The 16,363-nt window shown below is 50.3% G+C and carries 13 protein-coding genes; 2 read left to right on the top strand and 11 right to left on the bottom strand.

Annotated elements, in window-relative coordinates:
- Positions 1-21: 21 nt before the first annotated feature.
- The 11 genes from AB1724_07225 to AB1724_07175 all read right to left on the bottom strand — a co-directional run bounded on the left by AB1724_07225 (position 22) and on the right by AB1724_07175 (position 13,950).
- Positions 22-2,832 carry an AHH domain-containing protein gene (locus tag AB1724_07225; GenBank protein ID MEW6077584.1) on the bottom strand — a complete coding sequence of 937 codons (2,811 nt, stop codon included), beginning with the start codon at positions 2,830-2,832 and terminating at the stop codon, positions 22-24.
- A 45-nt stretch (positions 2,833-2,877) separates the two neighbouring features.
- The gene (locus AB1724_07220) at positions 2,878-3,576 is read right to left on the bottom strand and encodes a hypothetical protein (GenBank protein MEW6077583.1); all 699 of its coding nucleotides are present in this window, start codon (positions 3,574-3,576) and stop codon (positions 2,878-2,880) included.
- A 311-nt stretch (positions 3,577-3,887) separates the two neighbouring features.
- Positions 3,888-4,826 carry a hypothetical protein gene (locus tag AB1724_07215; GenBank protein ID MEW6077582.1) on the bottom strand — a complete coding sequence of 313 codons (939 nt, stop codon included), beginning with the start codon at positions 4,824-4,826 and terminating at the stop codon, positions 3,888-3,890.
- Positions 4,827-4,828: 2 nt separating this feature from the next.
- Complete coding sequence (locus AB1724_07210; GenBank protein ID MEW6077581.1) at positions 4,829-6,007, bottom strand: hypothetical protein; 1,179 nt, start codon at positions 6,005-6,007, stop codon at positions 4,829-4,831.
- Positions 6,008-6,254: 247 nt separating this feature from the next.
- A complete protein-coding gene (locus AB1724_07205; GenBank protein ID MEW6077580.1) occupies positions 6,255-6,530 on the bottom strand; it encodes a PQ-loop repeat-containing protein in 276 nt (91 codons plus the stop codon).
- Positions 6,531-7,462: 932 nt separating this feature from the next.
- Positions 7,463-8,401 carry a serine hydrolase gene (locus AB1724_07200; GenBank protein MEW6077579.1) on the bottom strand — a complete coding sequence of 313 codons (939 nt, stop codon included), beginning with the start codon at positions 8,399-8,401 and terminating at the stop codon, positions 7,463-7,465.
- Positions 8,398-8,505, bottom strand: a complete 108-nt coding sequence (locus AB1724_07195; protein ID MEW6077578.1) for a hypothetical protein — start codon at positions 8,503-8,505, stop codon at positions 8,398-8,400. Before AB1724_07195 ends, AB1724_07200 begins: the two co-directional genes overlap by 4 nt.
- A gap of 216 nt (positions 8,506-8,721) precedes the next feature.
- Positions 8,722-9,321: a TetR/AcrR family transcriptional regulator gene (locus AB1724_07190; GenBank protein MEW6077577.1), complete on the bottom strand. Its 600-nt coding sequence runs from the start codon at positions 9,319-9,321 to the stop codon at positions 8,722-8,724.
- Between the two features lie 100 nt (positions 9,322-9,421).
- The gene (locus AB1724_07185) at positions 9,422-10,453 is read right to left on the bottom strand and encodes an AraC family transcriptional regulator (GenBank protein ID MEW6077576.1); all 1,032 of its coding nucleotides are present in this window, start codon (positions 10,451-10,453) and stop codon (positions 9,422-9,424) included.
- A 34-nt stretch (positions 10,454-10,487) separates the two neighbouring features.
- Positions 10,488-12,086 carry a thiamine pyrophosphate-binding protein gene (locus AB1724_07180; GenBank protein MEW6077575.1) on the bottom strand — a complete coding sequence of 533 codons (1,599 nt, stop codon included), beginning with the start codon at positions 12,084-12,086 and terminating at the stop codon, positions 10,488-10,490.
- A gap of 1 nt (position 12,087) precedes the next feature.
- Positions 12,088-13,950 (bottom strand): thiamine pyrophosphate-binding protein, encoded by a 1,863-nt coding sequence (locus tag AB1724_07175; protein MEW6077574.1) that lies wholly within the window; start codon positions 13,948-13,950, stop codon positions 12,088-12,090.
- Positions 13,951-14,293: 343 nt separating this feature from the next.
- Here AB1724_07175 and AB1724_07170 point away from each other — a divergent pair, with 343 nt between their 5' ends.
- On the top strand, positions 14,294-15,457 hold the full coding sequence (locus AB1724_07170; GenBank protein MEW6077573.1) for a uroporphyrinogen decarboxylase family protein: 1,164 nt from the start codon (positions 14,294-14,296) through the stop codon (positions 15,455-15,457).
- A 139-nt stretch (positions 15,458-15,596) separates the two neighbouring features.
- Complete coding sequence (locus tag AB1724_07165) at positions 15,597-16,247, top strand: cobalamin-dependent protein (protein ID MEW6077572.1); 651 nt, start codon at positions 15,597-15,599, stop codon at positions 16,245-16,247.
- Positions 16,248-16,363: the final 116 nt, after the last annotated feature.

Genomic DNA, 16,363 nt, shown 5'->3' with positions numbered 1-16,363 from the left:
CCTTCCTCATTTTAAAAAATATTATTTGTTGTACAAAAGAATTTCTTTAGCTATTAAGCCTATACGTAATTTTAGAAGCGCTTTAAAAATTTCATTTCTTCCGTCCTTTTTACCTGCTGCCTTTTTGGCGGCTTCATTGATGCACATATTTACAAAAGCATAATATTGGCTAGAGTGAGGGCCACTATGAGGTAAACACACTTTATTGCAAGCATCATTTTTAACATCAATACCATACGTTTCCAATATTATTCGTGCCGGTTCTGCTTCTGGCTCCCCTTGAGCAACTATATGATGGCACTGGTATTGCTCGTTAAATATTTTCCCACAAGATTTTCCAGGAGGACAGAATTGCATCCTTGCTAAATCTCTTACCCCTTCGAAACCTTCTTTGATTTCTTTCTTTATTTTTCTTCTAAGAGGAGCTTTCGCCCCACGCAATACTTTTGAAAGTGCTTTTCCTAATAATTCAGAAGTCGCCTCTTTCAAATGTTTTTCACTAAATTTTTTAACCCCCTTTTTAACAAATTTTGGTGCGTATATAAAAAGAACATTTACACCAACTTCTACTATTAAATCGGACCCCGCTTCCTTGATCTTTTCCCGGTCGCCCTCTTTATAAGCGTCATAAGCATCTATCGATTTAGAAGTGGTTGTAATAGCTGCATCCGCAATATTCAGTGCCATCAGTGCCGGAACCGCAACCGGAGCGGTGGCGGGAAAAAAACTGGCGACTGTTAGAACCAGACTTACTACGTTAACAGCAGTAGATATAGTTGATTCATGCTTTTTATAGAACTCATTTGCTCGCCGTATTCGTGACGCTTCCTGCTGTGGTTTATCTTCCTGGAGTTGGGACTGGACAGGCTTTGCATTGTCAGGTTCGACACTATCTTGTCTTTCTTCATCCGTCGACCATACACCATTTGCTGTTGGCGCTCCGTCCTCTTCGATCTCACCCTCAAACAAATCCCCATTTTCAAACAAAATGCTTCCATGTTTTGGTAATTTTTCGGAGCCATCCCAGAGACTAGTGTAAATAACGTATGAGTCATCCTGCCATATATGAAGCGAGCCCTCTCCATTAAATCGTCCTTCTTTAAAACTGCCCTCGTAAAAGCTATCATTGGTGAATATGAATGTACCGAAACCATTGGGCTGACCGTTTAAGAAAAATCCCTTGTAAATATTACCGTTTTCAAAAACATACGTGCCCTCACCTTCCTTGCTCCCGTCAACCCAGCTTCCTTCGTAGTGGTCTCCGTTTTCGTAAAACAGCGTTCCCTCACCATTCGGTAAACCGGATTCCCATTCGCCATCATAAACATCCCCATTAATCCAGAAAAAGTTCCCCCCACCATGAGGAAGATCGTCCTGCCAGTCTCCAATATATGCGGAGCCATCTTTCCAGTAATAAACGCCCTTTCCGTTCTTTTTATTGTCTATCCATTCGCCGTCATAATATTCTCCGTCCGGTAAAGACATTTTCCCTTTACCGTTAATTTTATCGTCTTTCCAGTCACCTTCATACTCTGCCCCGCTAACGGTTTGTAATTTTCCATGCCCGTTTCTTTTGTCATTAGCCCATTGACCTTCAAACTTGGATCCGCCGCGGAATACGAAAACGCCAAGCCCTGACCTTTCGTCATCAACCCAATTGCCTTCGTAAAAAGCCCCGGTCGGAAGGTCATATCTTCCTGACCCGTTTTTTTTACCCTTTAACCAACTCCCGGTATATGTGCCTCCATCGGAAAAATGGAATGTCCCCTCTCCATTTTTTTCATTATCAGACCATTCGCCTTCGTATTTGTTTCCATTACTATAATAGAGTGTTCCACGGCCGCATCTTATTCCGTTTTTTAATGAGCCTAAATATTTCTCATTATTTTCATATATTATTAAATTTTTGTCGTTTTCTGTTAATTGCCCGTTCTTCCAAACGCCTTCAAGGGTTGTGCCATCCTTAAAAATCAATTTGCCGAGTCCGTCTGGCGTGTCACTTGCCCAAGCACCTACATATAAATCGCCATTAGCGTAGTAGTATTTTCCAGGGCCGCTCTTCTGGCCCTCTTCATTTATGACGCCTTCATATTTGTCATAATTCGGATAATAAATAACAACTTCAGCCCCTCTGATATCATTTGTAAAGGTTGTTTCTACCTTTTTACCGTCCGGGTAATTGATTGTTACCGGTCCGTTTAAAACGCCATAATCCCATGTCCCGGAAGTAACCACATTACCATCTTCATACCTGAGGCCTTCTCCGTGAGGCTTGCCGTCAAGAACCGGCCCTTCGTACCTTATGCCATTGCTATAATAAATGGTCCCAGAGCCCTCTTTCTTCCCGTTTATCCATTGACCGTCATAAAGTATCTGTTCGCCGATATATTCTGACAATTTGCCATGTGGCAAACTTTCGTTAAATCCACCAATATATTTTCGCCCATCATGTTTGATTAAAATGCCGTTTCCATCCAAGGAGCCCCTATTAGTCTCGCCAATGTATTCATCTTCTCCAACCTTTTGTATGGACTGTTTGTTGATTGATCCATAATACAACTCCGTTGCTTCCGTATTAATATGCGTTCCTGAACGATATGTTTTTAAAACTCCGGGGCCATGGGCGTAGTTATCAAAACAACCTCCCTCCCACTCAAACTCATATGAAGGCTCGCCGCAGTCTTTCCCGTCCCTTGTTGTATATTCATCAAACCATACCTTACATGGGCTATTTTTTAGGGGAATCCAGCAGCCAGCCGAAACAACAGAAAATTGATTGATTAAAAATAATATCAATATGCTTAATGCTATTTTTTTTTTATGTTTATTCATTGTGGGCGGCTTTGGTTGTAAAATGACAAAACATGCGTAGAAATTTCAGTTTTTGGTTAGCTTTTGCTTGAGACGCTCTTCCTTAACCTTCCTTTTTCTGAACCCACCGACTATAATACTCACCCCCCCGCAGCCGATAACCAGAGCAATCACATAAAAGACAGCGGATATGGCGTTTCGGGTTTCTTTTGTATTCAGTAAGCAATTGACGGTCCTGCCGATCAGTCCATGCTTATCAACTACCTGGACCTGGCCGTTATCGTCGATATGGACCTCGCTGTCCCCAAGGATTTGATCCTTTGCGGCCAGAAAACTCGCGACAGCCGCGGATGTATATAATACCCGTGGATGATTCTCCAGCAGGTCCAGGGCCTTCCCCGGCGCTTTTTTTATTATGTCTATGATGGCCGACCTTTGCGTTGAGTCTAATTTCTGTAAAGGGCCGGCGATCTTATTGAGTTTGATTGCGGATTCTGTCGGAAGCTCAAGCGCCAGGTCGATTCCTTCCTTACCCAGCTTAGATGCTATCTGAGGACCAACCCCGGGATGTTGTGCCGCGACTTTCAGGGCTTTGGAGCCGTATTCAGAGGTCAACCGTGCTAATAGCTCAGGTTCTCTCTTTACGGATTGCAGTGCCGATCTGATTAAATTATCCGGCATATCATCAAGTGCTTGCAGAAAGATTTTTGGAGATTGCCGTATACCTCTCAAAGCAATTATCCCATATTTTTCGCTATATTGCACAACCTTTTTCGTTAGCGCTTCACCGCCTTCCTGGTATGCTTTTTCAAGGACTTCTCTGGCAGCCGTCTCACCCCCGAATTCGACAAATTCCTTGGCAGCGGTTTGACCGCTTTTTTTGACAGAAAATTCAATGATCTGTTCAAGGGATTCCCGGATAAGAGGGTTTCCATAAGGGGAATCCAGCAGCCAGCCGAAACAACAGAAAATTGATTGATTAAAAATAATATCAATATGCTTAATGCTATTTTTTTTTTATGTTTATTCATTGTGGGCGGCTTTGGTTGTAAAATGACAAAACATGCGTAGAAATTTCAGTTTTTGGTTAGCTTTTGCTTGAGACGCTCTTCCTTAACCTTCCTTTTTCTGAACCCACCGACTATAATACTCACCCCCCCGCAGCCGATAACCAGAGCAATCACATAAAAGACAGCGGATATGGCGTTTCGGGTTTCTTTTGTATTCAGTAAGCAATTGACGGTCCTGCCGATCAGTCCATGCTTATCAACTACCTGGACCTGGCCGTTATCGTCGATATGGACCTCGCTGTCCCCAAGGATTTGATCCTTTGCGGCCAGAAAACTCGCGACAGCCGCGGATGTATATAATACCCGTGGATGATTCTCCAGCAGGTCCAGGGCCTTCCCCGGCGCTTTTTTTATTATGTCTATGATGGCCGACCTTTGCGTTGAGTCTAATTTCTGTAAAGGGCCGGCGATCTTATTGAGTTTGATTGCGGATTCTGTCGGAAGCTCAAGCGCCAGGTCGATTCCTTCCTTACCCAGCTTAGATGCTATCTGAGGACCAACCCCGGGATGTTGTGCCGCGACTTTCAGGGCTTTGGAGCCGTATTCAGAGGTCAACCGTGCTAATAGCTCAGGTTCTCTCTTTACGGATTGCAGTGCCGATCTGATTAAATTATCCGGCATATCATCAAGTGCTTGCAGAAAGATTTTTGGAGATTGCCGTATACCTCTCAAAGCAATTATCCCATATTTTTCGCTATATTGCACAACCTTTTTCGTTAGCGCTTCACCGCCTTCCTGGTATGCTTTTTCAAGGACTTCTCTGGCAGCCGTCTCACCCCCGAATTCGACAAATTCCTTGGCAGCGGTTTGACCGCTTTTTTTGACAGAAAATTCAATGATCTGTTCAAGGGATTCCCGGATAAGAGGGTTTCCATAAGAGGTCGAACAAACACCCACTATAAACAGAAGGACAAAAGGATAAATGGTTAATCGACATGATTTCATGGCTACTCCTTTCGTAAATTTGCGTTGATCACCCGCCGGTAGGATTCACCGGTAATTGATAACGACTGGTAAAGACTGGGAATCAGCCCCTCTTCGCTGCTTAGAATCGCGGTCTTTGTGTTGTTCAGAAAAGACACACATTGGTCGGTCAGCTTTTCCTGCAGCTTCTCCGTGGCCCACCAGTCAATGATCACACCGACGGTCAGGCCTACAACCGCACCTATGATCATGCCCGCCGGACCGCCGAAACTGCCTGCGCCGCCGCCGGCTGCTGAAATGGACAGCATATTTCCCCCCTGAATCACGCCGGTGGATACAGCGGACGAGGCGGCTGAAGAGGCGGTTGTAGCCGCTATTCCGGACGATACCGCTGCCAATACGCTTTGAACAATTTTTGTGGCTGATTCTTCTAATATAAATCCGCCCAGAATACTCAGGAGGCCGACATTCATGGAATCTTTCGCCATTTCCTTTAAGACCGGCTCAAGATCCTGCTTGAATTTAGGGGTGAAGTTTTCCGGTTTAAATAAATTCTTATCGATTGGCAGGCCGGACATTTCAATCTGTTCGGTTATTTCGGAAAGCATGAGGTTCTGATTGGCTTCGACATCTTGCAGGAAATTGTTGACGATGAGCTGTAAATCCCCCTCGATCTTATTACCGGCAAACACATGCTTTCCAAATTTTTCGCTGATATAGTCGGCCACTCTGGTTGTGCTTTCTTTGTCTTTCCACCAGGTATCGTATTTTTCCCCGGCATAGCGCCCGATAATTCCAAAGCGTGTGCCCCAACTGGTAACATCATCCACAAAGGGGGCGACGCCTTGCTCATACTGGCTGAAGAGATCATTAACATCCTGAACCGCTCTTTTGACGGCATCAAGGTTGCGGTTGTGGTTGTCCTTCAGGACCGGGTCTATTTTTTCATCCATAAATTCGGACAGCCGGCTGTCGATTTTGTCCGCACGAGAGACTGAAGGCGTTTGAGGGACGATCCTGTCTTCGGTTGCTATGTTGTAAGCGACATATATCGTGAGTACCGAGACCGCCAAGAGAAGAATTCCTGCGCCAAACGATCCTTTGCCGGACTTGTTTTCCGGAAAGGATGTCGGACTGCCTGCTTTGACGCGCTTTTTTACAACTGGGAGCTTGTGGGAAAAGACAAATGAAAGGGTTCTCATGGGCACCTCCTTGCCAAACCTCCAGTTTAGCGGTTTTAATGATTGTCTGTTTTCCTCCGGAACAGGGCCTTTAAAAAACTTTCTTTTCTTGCCTTTATCTGCACATAAGGCCCTGTTTCCCTGTAGGTTTTTCCGGCACCCTCCGGAAAAATAATTTTTCTTTCCTTCCCGAAGAGCCGGAGCACTCTGTCCAGAATGTTTTCAGGCGGTATTCTTATGGTCATTTTCGTCTCCTTTTATGGTTGGTTTATCCTGCTTTTTTTCCGTACTGACACCTGAGCCCCAGCAATATTGAGGTTAATAGAAGCGAGATGCCATTGCCCCAGATGAATACGGCGTCTTTTATGTGAATGGCATAAAGCTGGATCAGGGCCATTCCGATAACCAGCACCAGAAGATACAGCCCGCTCAAACCGTCAGCGCATTTAAGCCGGTAGGTTTTTAAAATCTGGGGAACGGCACTGACGCACAGGATTAAAGAGCCGGTTGTTCCCATCAGTTCAAAGATATTTTCGATTTCCATTAGCGTTAGAATCCTTTTCCCCTTGCGTCCCTTGTTTCTTGTTACGGTCCTGTTCTCTTATTTTTTCCGGAGGCTTTTATTCTGGCTACAATCAGTAAGGCCAGAATGAGAACCAAAACCCTGTAACCCAAAACAATGAACGGGTGATGCAGTTCATACTCTATATTCTCAAGCGGCCACATCAGCATGATGGTCTCCCATGGTTATGGTTGTTGTATTAAATCTCTGTCCTATTCTTTTTATCCTGTGCATCTTTTCTTTTAGACTTTTGATAAAACGTCCTGCATACGACCAGGTCAAAAAACGATGCAACCCCCGCAAACAGAAACATGTCCGCGTCTCCGCTGAATCCTATTGTTACGTAAACAAAAAACAATATCCGATAAGCGGCCATGCCCCAGAACCAACCAGAGTCAAGGTTCATGATCTTCCCCCTTTAGGTTTTGCCCGTCCCTTTTGCCCAAAATAAAAAACCTCCCGGAAATGATGAGTATCAATTCAAGGAGGCTCTAAAATAAAAATGGTCTCCATGAGTTTAACTGATACTCAAGGAGACCAACTTTTTCAGATCTCGTAGGGCCTGTTTCTAGCCATTTAAAACGGCATCACAAGCAAATTTGTATTTAACAATTTAATGCGAGCGGTTGAAGATGTCAACTCCTTCTTGCCGGTTCTGGTTGATTTTATATTTTGCGGTCACAACTCTTCAACCTTGATTGCATGATAACCTGCCTTTGTGACAGATACGGTCACACTTGGAGAATTTTTTGGTCGGTTTCCGAAAACTTTTGGAGCTAACCAGAGAGCCGAACACATTTTGGTGAAATATATCGAACTAAAGCTGGCCTTGCAGCGCAAACAAAAAAAACAACCCCAATCCAATTGGCCAAGATGAATAAATAAAGAGCGAAGCCGTTATCCGGTAAGAATAATTACAAATAATCGGCCAGGTATTGAAACCAGGCCATGGTCACGTCATTGGTTTCAAGTTCATCTTTCCAGAAAGGGAAGGCCGAAGTTTGCGCGATGACCACCTTTTTGGCAGGGTTCACATAGATATACTGTCCGTAAACCCCCAGAGCCATGAAGTCTCCTTTTGGATTTTCCGGTATCCACCATTGATACCCATATCCCATTTTATATTTCGACAGGGGCTTTGCTCCCGGCATCAGATGAGGGGCGTCCGGCGTTGTGGACGCTTTAACCCATTGGGCGGGAACCACCTGGTTCCCTTCCCAGTTGCCGTTATTGGCGTACAAGCGGCCAAACCGTGCATAATCCCTGAGGGTGACGTTCAGTGTCCCGAAAACCAGCTCCATATCTTCATCGTCCACCAGCCATTTGGCATCCGACTGCATGCCGATTTGCTTCCAGATCTTTTCTTCAAGATATTCAGATGGCGTTTTCCCGGTGGCTGCTTTTAATACCATGCCCAGAACCTGGGTATCCATGCTCACATAATGGTTGACGGTTCCGGGCGCTCTTTCCCTTTCAAGGCTGGCGGCAAATTCATTAATGGATTTCCCGAAGGCAACCGTCCGGCCCATGCGATTGATATCGGAAAAAAAGGCATCGTAATCTTCGTTGAATTTCACACCCGAGGACATCTGCAGAACATCTTTTAGCTTAACGCCGTCATAGCCTGTATTTTTCAGCTCCGGGACGATATCGGATACCGGGACCTGAACATTTTCAATAAAGCCTTCGTCAATGGCAATGCCGATCAAAGCTGACACAAAGGATTTTCCCACAGACCATGAGATGCTGAGCGTATCCGGCGTATTGCCCAGATAGTATTCTTCAAACAGGATCTGATCATTTTTTATCACAATCAAACCGGTGGTCCAGGTGTCTTTCAGCAGCTCCTTCATGTTCCAGGTTTTACCCCGGAACTCAAAAGATTCCGGCAGTTCCCGGTAAGCCGTGCCGAACTCAAACAACCGGTCTCCCTTATGAATGGTATGATAAGGGACATATTCGGGTAGTCTGCGGAAATTTTCGACAATACGATCTTCATCAAACAAAGAATTAAACTGCCATAAACGGTTCACTTTACGGGATATGCCGCATCCGGCCATGAACGCGATCATCATGATCAGGATAAGGTGTTTCAGAACACCGCACATTCCGCAGGCCTTAACTTTGTTTAAATTAATGTTTTGCATACGCGCTCCGCCGGGGCTTGTTATGGTTAATGAGGACCTAATGACATCCTCAACCTGTTGATCAACACTTCAGCACACTGCCTGGCAAGTATCCGGTTGGAATATGGCAAGTCAACGGATAGAACCGCGTCGTTTCCGACAGCCAGGCACAAGATGCCGTAAACGCACTCTTTATGTTTATGGACCGGTATTTCCGGTAAGGTCTGGCTCAGCTCACGGATGCCGATTTCAATAAAAGACTGGTACATGAAATGCATCTGTGCCCGCAGTGTTTCATCATTAATGGCGGCTGCCAGCAGCTGCCCGATCAGGTTTCTTTTCGTCTTATTCCCCAGCAGACCGGGACCGAACAAAAATCCCAGAAGCCTTTTCACGCGAACATCACCGGATGTGTTTCCCAGGGCTTGCTGCATTCGCAAGACATAGTCATCCGTAATCCGACGGACCAGCGCATCGACCAGTTCTTTTTTGCTGCCGAAATAATGAGCGATCATCGCCTGTTTCATTTTGGCTGCTTCGGCAATGTTCCGGGTAGAGCTGCCGCTAAAACCATGCTGCTCAATCGTCCGTTCAAAGGCATCTAAAATTTCCTCTTGCCGTTGCGGAGCAATGCTTTTTCTCCCCATGGCCGCCTCCACATATATTTATCGTCTGATCAATCTATAGTCCGGGCCGGACGGGGTGTCAACATATTTATTGATCACTTGAACAATCAAAAATTTGAATTCAACTGTTTTTGCGGCGGAAATCAAGCGGTGTTTGACCGGTCCATGATTTAAAGGCCCGGTAGAAATTGGCCGTATCGCTGTAGCCGAGTTTGCCGGCGATTGCTTCGATGGATAAATCGGTTGTTTTTAAGAAAGCGCGGGCTTTGTTTTCGCGCACCAGGCGGGACACGGTTTTATAATCAGTCCCCTCGGCGGCCAGACGACGGCCCAGCGTCTGAGGGCTAATATTCAATTGCCGGGCAATCTCGGTCATTCCGGCAAACCCGTTATCACAGGAGAGCAGCAACTGCCTGACGCGCCCGGCAGTTGTGGAAAACCGGTCCAAATCCTGCAACAGGTGCCGACACTCTTTTTCATAAAGATTTCTGGTCAGCACATTGGAGCAGGGCAGTGGTTTTTCCAGATAGCGGCCGGCAAAAAGCGCCTGGGTCTCTTCGGCATTGAAAATGATCGGGCAATTGAAAATTTTTTGATATTTTTCGACATAATCGGGTTTGGGATAGGCGAACCGGGCTTCCGTCAGCGGGAGCGGCTCTTTCATTATTTCGCGGCAGATATAATAAAAGCCGACCGTATGGGCTTCATGGATAAACCGCCGGTATTTACCGGGATCAAATATCTCGCGGAACCGGAAAAAAGCGGTATCACCCTTTGTCTCCAGAATATATTGAAAATAAACCGGCGCTAACTCGATGAGCCCAAAGGCTGTTTTAATCGCCTCGATGGCCGTGGTGCAGCAGTTCACGGCCATCACCCATTTTCCCAGATGACCGATATTGTAGTTTTGGCCCAGCAGCAAACCGAAACCCGGATCGGTGGCGCGGTCCGCGATCCGCAGGTAAACAGTCAGTTCCTGCTCAAAGGATATCCATTTGTCGGGATTGTCCAGGTCGGCATAATCAAGCCCGGCTTCTTCCAGGATCTCGTTCACCGCTATCCCGCGTTTTTCCGCGAGATCGATCAGAATGCGCGTGGCGTGCATGGACCGGTGCTGCGGGATAATCGGCTCGGTTTTTATACAGATTCCCATAAATTCACCCCGGATGATTATCCTCCTGTCTGTTTCATGATGCCAGAGCCACGGCCCGCCGGTCCGCCGTGATTGCCGCTTTTTCCGGGTCCGGCGCCACCACCACGGCAGTGATGGGCCGGGCTTTGAATTCCGGTATTTCCATCGCGTCGGTGGAAGAGCGGTTTACCACGGAACAGGTCAATCCTTCCAGCACCGCCGCGGTATCGGCGCAGTTAACGGCCGCGTTGCGGTTATCGGCCACAATAAGGCGCAGCGCCACGCCGGCCAGGGCCGCGGGTGATATTTCGCGCACATGGGCGAAAAGCGATTCCTTATCGCAAATCAGCGTTACCCTGGCGTCGGGATTGCCGATGGCGGCGCCGATGGCAAACGGCAGGCCCGCGCCCGGCATTTCGTTTTCGTCCAGGCAGAACAAATCGCGATATTCAGCCTCTCCGAGCAGACCGGCAGCGGCCCGTCCGATGCCGGGGCCGTCGGCGACGATAATATCTTTTTCGCCGGTTGTCTTGCCCAGGGCGGTGATGGCCCGGTTGATGCCCTTCTCATCACCGGCCAGTTGTTCGACACGTTCGGCAAAAATGCTCCGGAAAGACGCCAACCGGTTCCCGGCCGGTTCAGCGGCCAGGCCCGAAGTCATCAGGCCGGTGACGGCGCTGATCGGATCGGCATAAACCGGAAACCGCGCGGCGGTCAGCAGGGCGGACGGATCGGTCTCGATCTGGACCAGCGGTTTTTCGCCCCAGCCGAACGCTTCTGCCAGGGCGACCGTTTCCGGATCAAGGCCGATAACAACAATCGCGTCGGCATTTTTCAGCAGTTCCCGGCCTTTTCCGGTTTCAGCCAGAAGAGCGGCCGGCCCGGCATAGGCCGCATCCGTTCCGCGCAGAATTCCCGCGCTCAGGCGCGTGGTGATAACCGGCCATCCCCACTGGTTTAAAAGCCGGCGGATACCGCGATAGCGCCCCTTCCGGCCGATTCCCTGCCCCACGATGACCAGGCCGCGCCCGGCGTTTTTCAAGGCCGCGGCGGCGTTATCGATCTGCGCGGCCGCGCCGGGAATGACGGCCTCCCTTTTTACGAGGGGCACTTTTTGCAGATCTTTTGGACCCCAAATACCCCGCCGGAACAGTATATCCACCGGAAAATCCAGATGGACCGGCCCGGGAAGACCGGTGTAGGCTTCCCGGAAAGCGCGCGTCAGCAGTTGCGGAATCCGTTTCCAGTGATAGACGATGGTGTTCCATTTGGTCAGCGGAAAATAAATCTCATCCTGGTTGCAGGCCTGCAGGCTTTCCTGATGGGGTTTTGTTTTCCAGCTCTGCACCTGCGGCGCCAATGAAATGACCGGCAGATAATCAAACCAGGCACAGGCCAGGCCCGCCACTTCGTAAACCACCCCCGCGCCCACCGTGGTCAGGGAAACCGCCGGTCGTCCGGTGGAGGCGACATAACCGGCGGCCATGAGCGGTACGGTTGTTTCGCAGCGGGGAACAAACAGGTCCATATCCTCCCTGCGGCCGATGGTATCGTAAATCGTGCCCATCTGCCCGCCGATGATGGAAAACACCTGACGCACCCCCTGGGCCCGCAGACAGTCAACCAGCACTTCTCCACCCGTTATCAGGTTCATCTTACACCCTCCTTGCCATGGGGTTGATTCGAAGCAATGCTTTTCTGATATAGGTCAGCTGGTAAAAATTGCGCCACCAGCCCAGTCGGCGCATCAACCAGAAACTTTGCAGGACCTTGAGCGGATTAAGGTATCGCAGCGCCCCCTCAAACTCCACCAGCGCGAAGCTCAGCAGGCTGTCCGGCGTGTTGGCCTTGTCGGTGATGCATTCAATCAGCCCGGGGCCGGGCTCCCGGCCCAGTTTCTCAAAAGCGGCCAGAATATCCGCGGCCTCGGTCACCTTCTCCGCGTTCCAGCCAAACCCCCGGGCGATGCGAGCATACTCAACGCCTTCGATGTCCGTGCCCACGAAATTCTGGGCGAAAAAGGAATTCTGCATGGAACGGATCATGTTCCAGGCGCTGTCATTATTGACAAAAACCGTAATGGGCAGATTCAGGCGCTTGATGGTTTCCAGCTCCTGAATGTTATACAGGAAGGACCCGTCACCCGTGACCAGGAACACCGGCTTGCCGGGCGCGGCCAGGGCCGCGCCGATGGCGTAGGGGATGCCGCCGCCCAGGGCCGCCATGCCGTAAGGAAAGAGAATCTGCCAGGGGTCGATATCCGGCGCGTACATGGCCATGTATAAAACCGTGTTGCCGCCGTCCATGACGATTACCGGGTCATCCGGCAGTTGCGATTTCATTCTGCCCAGTTCCTTGGCAAACTTCGCCTGATGCATGAGCCGACCCTTGCTCTCGGCGTCTTTTTCCAGGCGCGCCAGGCGGGTTTGCTTGAGCTTTTGCAGCCGGTTGTTCCAGGCGTTCCACCTTGGGCCGCTGTGAAAATTGCTTTTCTCCATTTCCGCCGCAAGCTGTTTTAAAAAAGTTCCGGCATCCGCCTGGACCGGAACCTCCGGCTGCACGTTCAGTCCCAGCTGCCGGGGATCAATATCCACATGAATGAATTGGATGGCCCCGGACCAGACCGGCGGCAACCCGAAGCCGTCCAGCCCGCTGAAGGCCGCGCCCAGCGCCAGCACCACGTCCGCTTCCCTGACGGCCACGTGAAACACCTCGCCGGACGTGTAACTGGGGCCGCCCAGGCACAGCGGATGGCTCAAGGGCAGGCTGCCGATGCCGGCCATGGAAGTGGCAATGGGAATGTTATAGGTTTCCAGAAAACGGACCAGGTCGGCGCAGGCATCCGACGCCTTGACGCCGCCGCCGCAGAAGATCAGCGGCTTCCGGGCCGCCATCAAGAGCTTTGCCGCCCGGGCCACGGCGGCGGCTTCGGCCCTCAGGCGCAACGGCTCCACCGGCCGCGGACGCATCTCCGGCGGGCTGCTGACGGCGCTTTCCGGCAGGCTCTGACCGAGCAGCCGGAAGGGAATATCAATGTGAACCGGTCCCATTTTATTGTTGACGGATTCCCGCAGGCATTTGGCGATCCGGTCCGGCGCTTCTTCCAGGGAAGTCAGCCGGATATTCCAGCTGGTGACCGCCTGAAAGGCGGCGCGCTGATCATAACGCCACCGCTCGACGCTTTTGTTGCCGTCCGGCTCGTCGTTTTCGCACAAAGACAGCGACACCAGGGGGACCTTGTCCGCCCAGGCGTTGGTTACCCCGCAGATCTGGGAAATGGCCCGGGCTCTGGCGTCCGTGAGCACCGCCGCCTGAAGCCTTGACCGCCGGATGTAACCATCGGCCATTAAAGCCGCCGCGGTTTCATTGTGCGCGGTGATGACGCGGACCTCCTTTTCATCTTCCAGCGCCCGGATCAACGGCGCCAGCCTGGGCGTCGGCACCGTGAAGAAGAATTTTATGCCCTGGGAGGCAAAACAACGCGCCAGCACCTGGGCTCCTGAAACATCCTTTTGCATATTGACCTCCCGACTAAAAGGTGAAGTTTCTCTTTTACGGGTATCGATTTTAAAAACCGGAATTTAAGGGGAGAAGCTTAATTCTTGACCAATATCTGTAACAAGATCAGGCGGGTGTGTCAACGCTTTCCCGGCTGCCGCCGGTCGGCGCGGGCTTTCGCCGGCAACCGGGGTGTGGGTTCTTCCAGCAGGCCGGTCAGCGGGCCCGGGGTGTGCGTGGACCGGCGCTAAGATGATATCAAATGACAATATATTGATATCTTCGGCAATTGACGCCATCTACGGAAAACGTATCCTGAAGACAACCATAGCGGCACGTCAACAATCAATTATGGAGGAAGCGATGCATCCGGTTGAAAGAATTTACAAGACGTTCGAAGGTAAGCCGGTGGACAGGGTTCCCTGTTTCTGCGCCATGATGGAAAGCCGGACCGCCAATGAAATCATCGGCAAGCCGTTCATATCCGAAGAAAAATTCGCGAATTTCCCGGTTAACCGGTTTCTGCTGGACAACCTGCCTGAAAAACTGACCCGGCCGATAGCCAGAAGCACCCTGGTCAGAACGATCAAACGGCGGAACCTGGCCCAGGTGAAGATGGGCTTTGACCTGGTCTGGGCCTATTATGATGATTCCTGGCATTATCCGGACTCAAAAACCATCGTGTTTACCACCGGCTCTATATACAACATGATTCCGGACGGGTTCGGCAGCATGACGTACATGTACCGGGGGCCCGGCATCAATACCCCGGAAGAGTTCGACGCCTGGCCCTACTGGCCGGACACCGATGAAATGGCCCACCGGGTCTATACTTATTATAAAAAATTCCTGGCTGAAAACGGCGACAAGACCTGCGTCATGACCCAGGGGTTTTTCGGCGGCCTCCAGGAATCCATGAACTGGACCTTTGGCATCGCCAAGGTCCCGATATGGATCAAGAAGCACCCGGATTACACCAAGCGGTTCCTGGATATCGTCGAAGAGATCAATTTCAAGACCCACACCGCCATGATGGACGCCGGCACGCCGGTCATCATCATCACCGATGATTTTGCCTTCAAGACCGGGCCCTTCATGAGCCCCAAAATGGTGGAAGATGTTTTCGGCGAGCGCTACAAACGCCTGTTCAGGAATATCCATCAGCGGGGCAGGAAAGTGGTGCTTCACTCCTGCGGGGACAACACCAAGCTGTTTGATGTTTTCGCGGGATGGGGGGTGGACGGACTTCATGCCTTTGAGAACACGTCCAACGTCGATATTTTCAGCATCAAGAAATCACACGGTGAGCGATTTACCATTATGGGCGGCGTCGGCATCGATTACCTCCTGACGGAGCGGTCCAAAGACGGGGAAGTCGTCGACAAGGTCAAGGAGCTGATCAGCCGGCTCGGCCCCGGCGGGCGTTTCATCATCGGCCCCACCCACAGTGAGGACAGCATGCCGGCGCACAAGCTGCGGGTCATGCTGGACGCGGCCAGAAAGTACGGTTCGTATCCGCTCGCGTAGGGGCGGCCTTCAGGCCGCCTTCAAGATCGGGAAACCTGAAGGTTTTTCCTGCATTATCGTCCCCGATCAAGTCGTGAGATATAAGGCATAAACATTACCGCGAAAAACAAACAAATCATTTCAGATAAGGAGATAAATAATGAAAGAATGCATCGCCGTTGTGCAGGATGCCGTTATCAACATGAAGGACGATGTCATCATCGCTGCCGTTAAAAAATGTCTCGATGAGGGGCTCACGCCCATACAGATAATAGAGGAAGGCCTCAGCGGAGGACTGGACGTCGTCGGGCAGAAGTTCGAAGCCGGGGACTATTATCTGGCGGAGCTCATCATGGCGGGCGAGGTGGTCACCGGGGCGACCCGTATGCTCAAAGACAAGATGGACCCGGGTGACATGGGAAAAAAAGGCAAAGTGATCCTGGCCACCGTCAAGGGCGATGTTCACGATATCGGCAAGAACATCGTGGCCATGATTCTTTCGGCCCAGGGGTATGAAATCGTCGATCTCGGTGTCGACGTCGCGTCTAACAAGATCGTCGATGCCGTCAGCAATACGGGAATACCGCTGCTGGGGCTGTCCGTCCTCCTGACCACCATGGTGCCGGCCATAAAGGAAGTGGTCGCTCTGCTTACCGCCAGAGGCCTCCGGAATAAAGTCAAAATCGCCATCGGCGGGGCCTGCTGCTCCCAGCAACTGGCCGATGAAATGGGCGTGGACGCTTTCGGCGAGTCGGCCGTGGCGGCGGTGGATATATTCGATCGGTTTAAACGAGAGCTGGGGCTGGCTTAATTTTTAGGTTTTTTCCAGCTTGGTTGACGCCAAGGATTCAGGGGACCGAGGGGTCAAGGGGTCAGAAAAACTCGCGTGTAAATTCCGATGGAGATTAAAAGGCGGGACGGCAAAGA

Source organism: Thermodesulfobacteriota bacterium (assembly GCA_040753795.1).
GTDB lineage: Bacteria > Desulfobacterota > Desulfobacteria > Desulfobacterales > Desulfosudaceae > JBFMDX01.
This window is presented reverse-complemented; position numbering and strand designations above follow the sequence as displayed.

Coding starts and splice junctions, on each gene's coding strand:
- AB1724_07225 (MEW6077584.1), bottom strand. CDS start 2,832: ATGAATAAACATAAAAAAAAAATAGCATTAAGCATATTGATATTATTT.
- AB1724_07215 (MEW6077582.1), bottom strand. CDS start 4,826: ATGAAATCATGTCGATTAACCATTTATCCTTTTGTCCTTCTGTTTATA.
- AB1724_07210 (MEW6077581.1), bottom strand. CDS start 6,007: ATGAGAACCCTTTCATTTGTCTTTTCCCACAAGCTCCCAGTTGTAAAA.
- AB1724_07205 (MEW6077580.1), bottom strand. CDS start 6,530: ATGGAAATCGAAAATATCTTTGAACTGATGGGAACAACCGGCTCTTTA.
- AB1724_07200 (MEW6077579.1), bottom strand. CDS start 8,401: ATGAAGGAGCTGCTGAAAGACACCTGGACCACCGGTTTGATTGTGATA.
- AB1724_07195 (MEW6077578.1), bottom strand. CDS start 8,505: ATGTCCCTTATCATACCATTCATAAGGGAGACCGGTTGTTTGAGTTCG.
- AB1724_07190 (MEW6077577.1), bottom strand. CDS start 9,321: ATGGGGAGAAAAAGCATTGCTCCGCAACGGCAAGAGGAAATTTTAGAT.
- AB1724_07185 (MEW6077576.1), bottom strand. CDS start 10,453: ATGGGAATCTGTATAAAAACCGAGCCGATTATCCCGCAGCACCGGTCC.
- AB1724_07180 (MEW6077575.1), bottom strand. CDS start 12,086: ATGAACCTGATAACGGGTGGAGAAGTGCTGGTTGACTGTCTGCGGGCC.
- AB1724_07175 (MEW6077574.1), bottom strand. CDS start 13,950: ATGCAAAAGGATGTTTCAGGAGCCCAGGTGCTGGCGCGTTGTTTTGCC.
- AB1724_07170 (MEW6077573.1), top strand. CDS start 14,294: ATGCATCCGGTTGAAAGAATTTACAAGACGTTCGAAGGTAAGCCGGTG.
- AB1724_07165 (MEW6077572.1), top strand. CDS start 15,597: ATGAAAGAATGCATCGCCGTTGTGCAGGATGCCGTTATCAACATGAAG.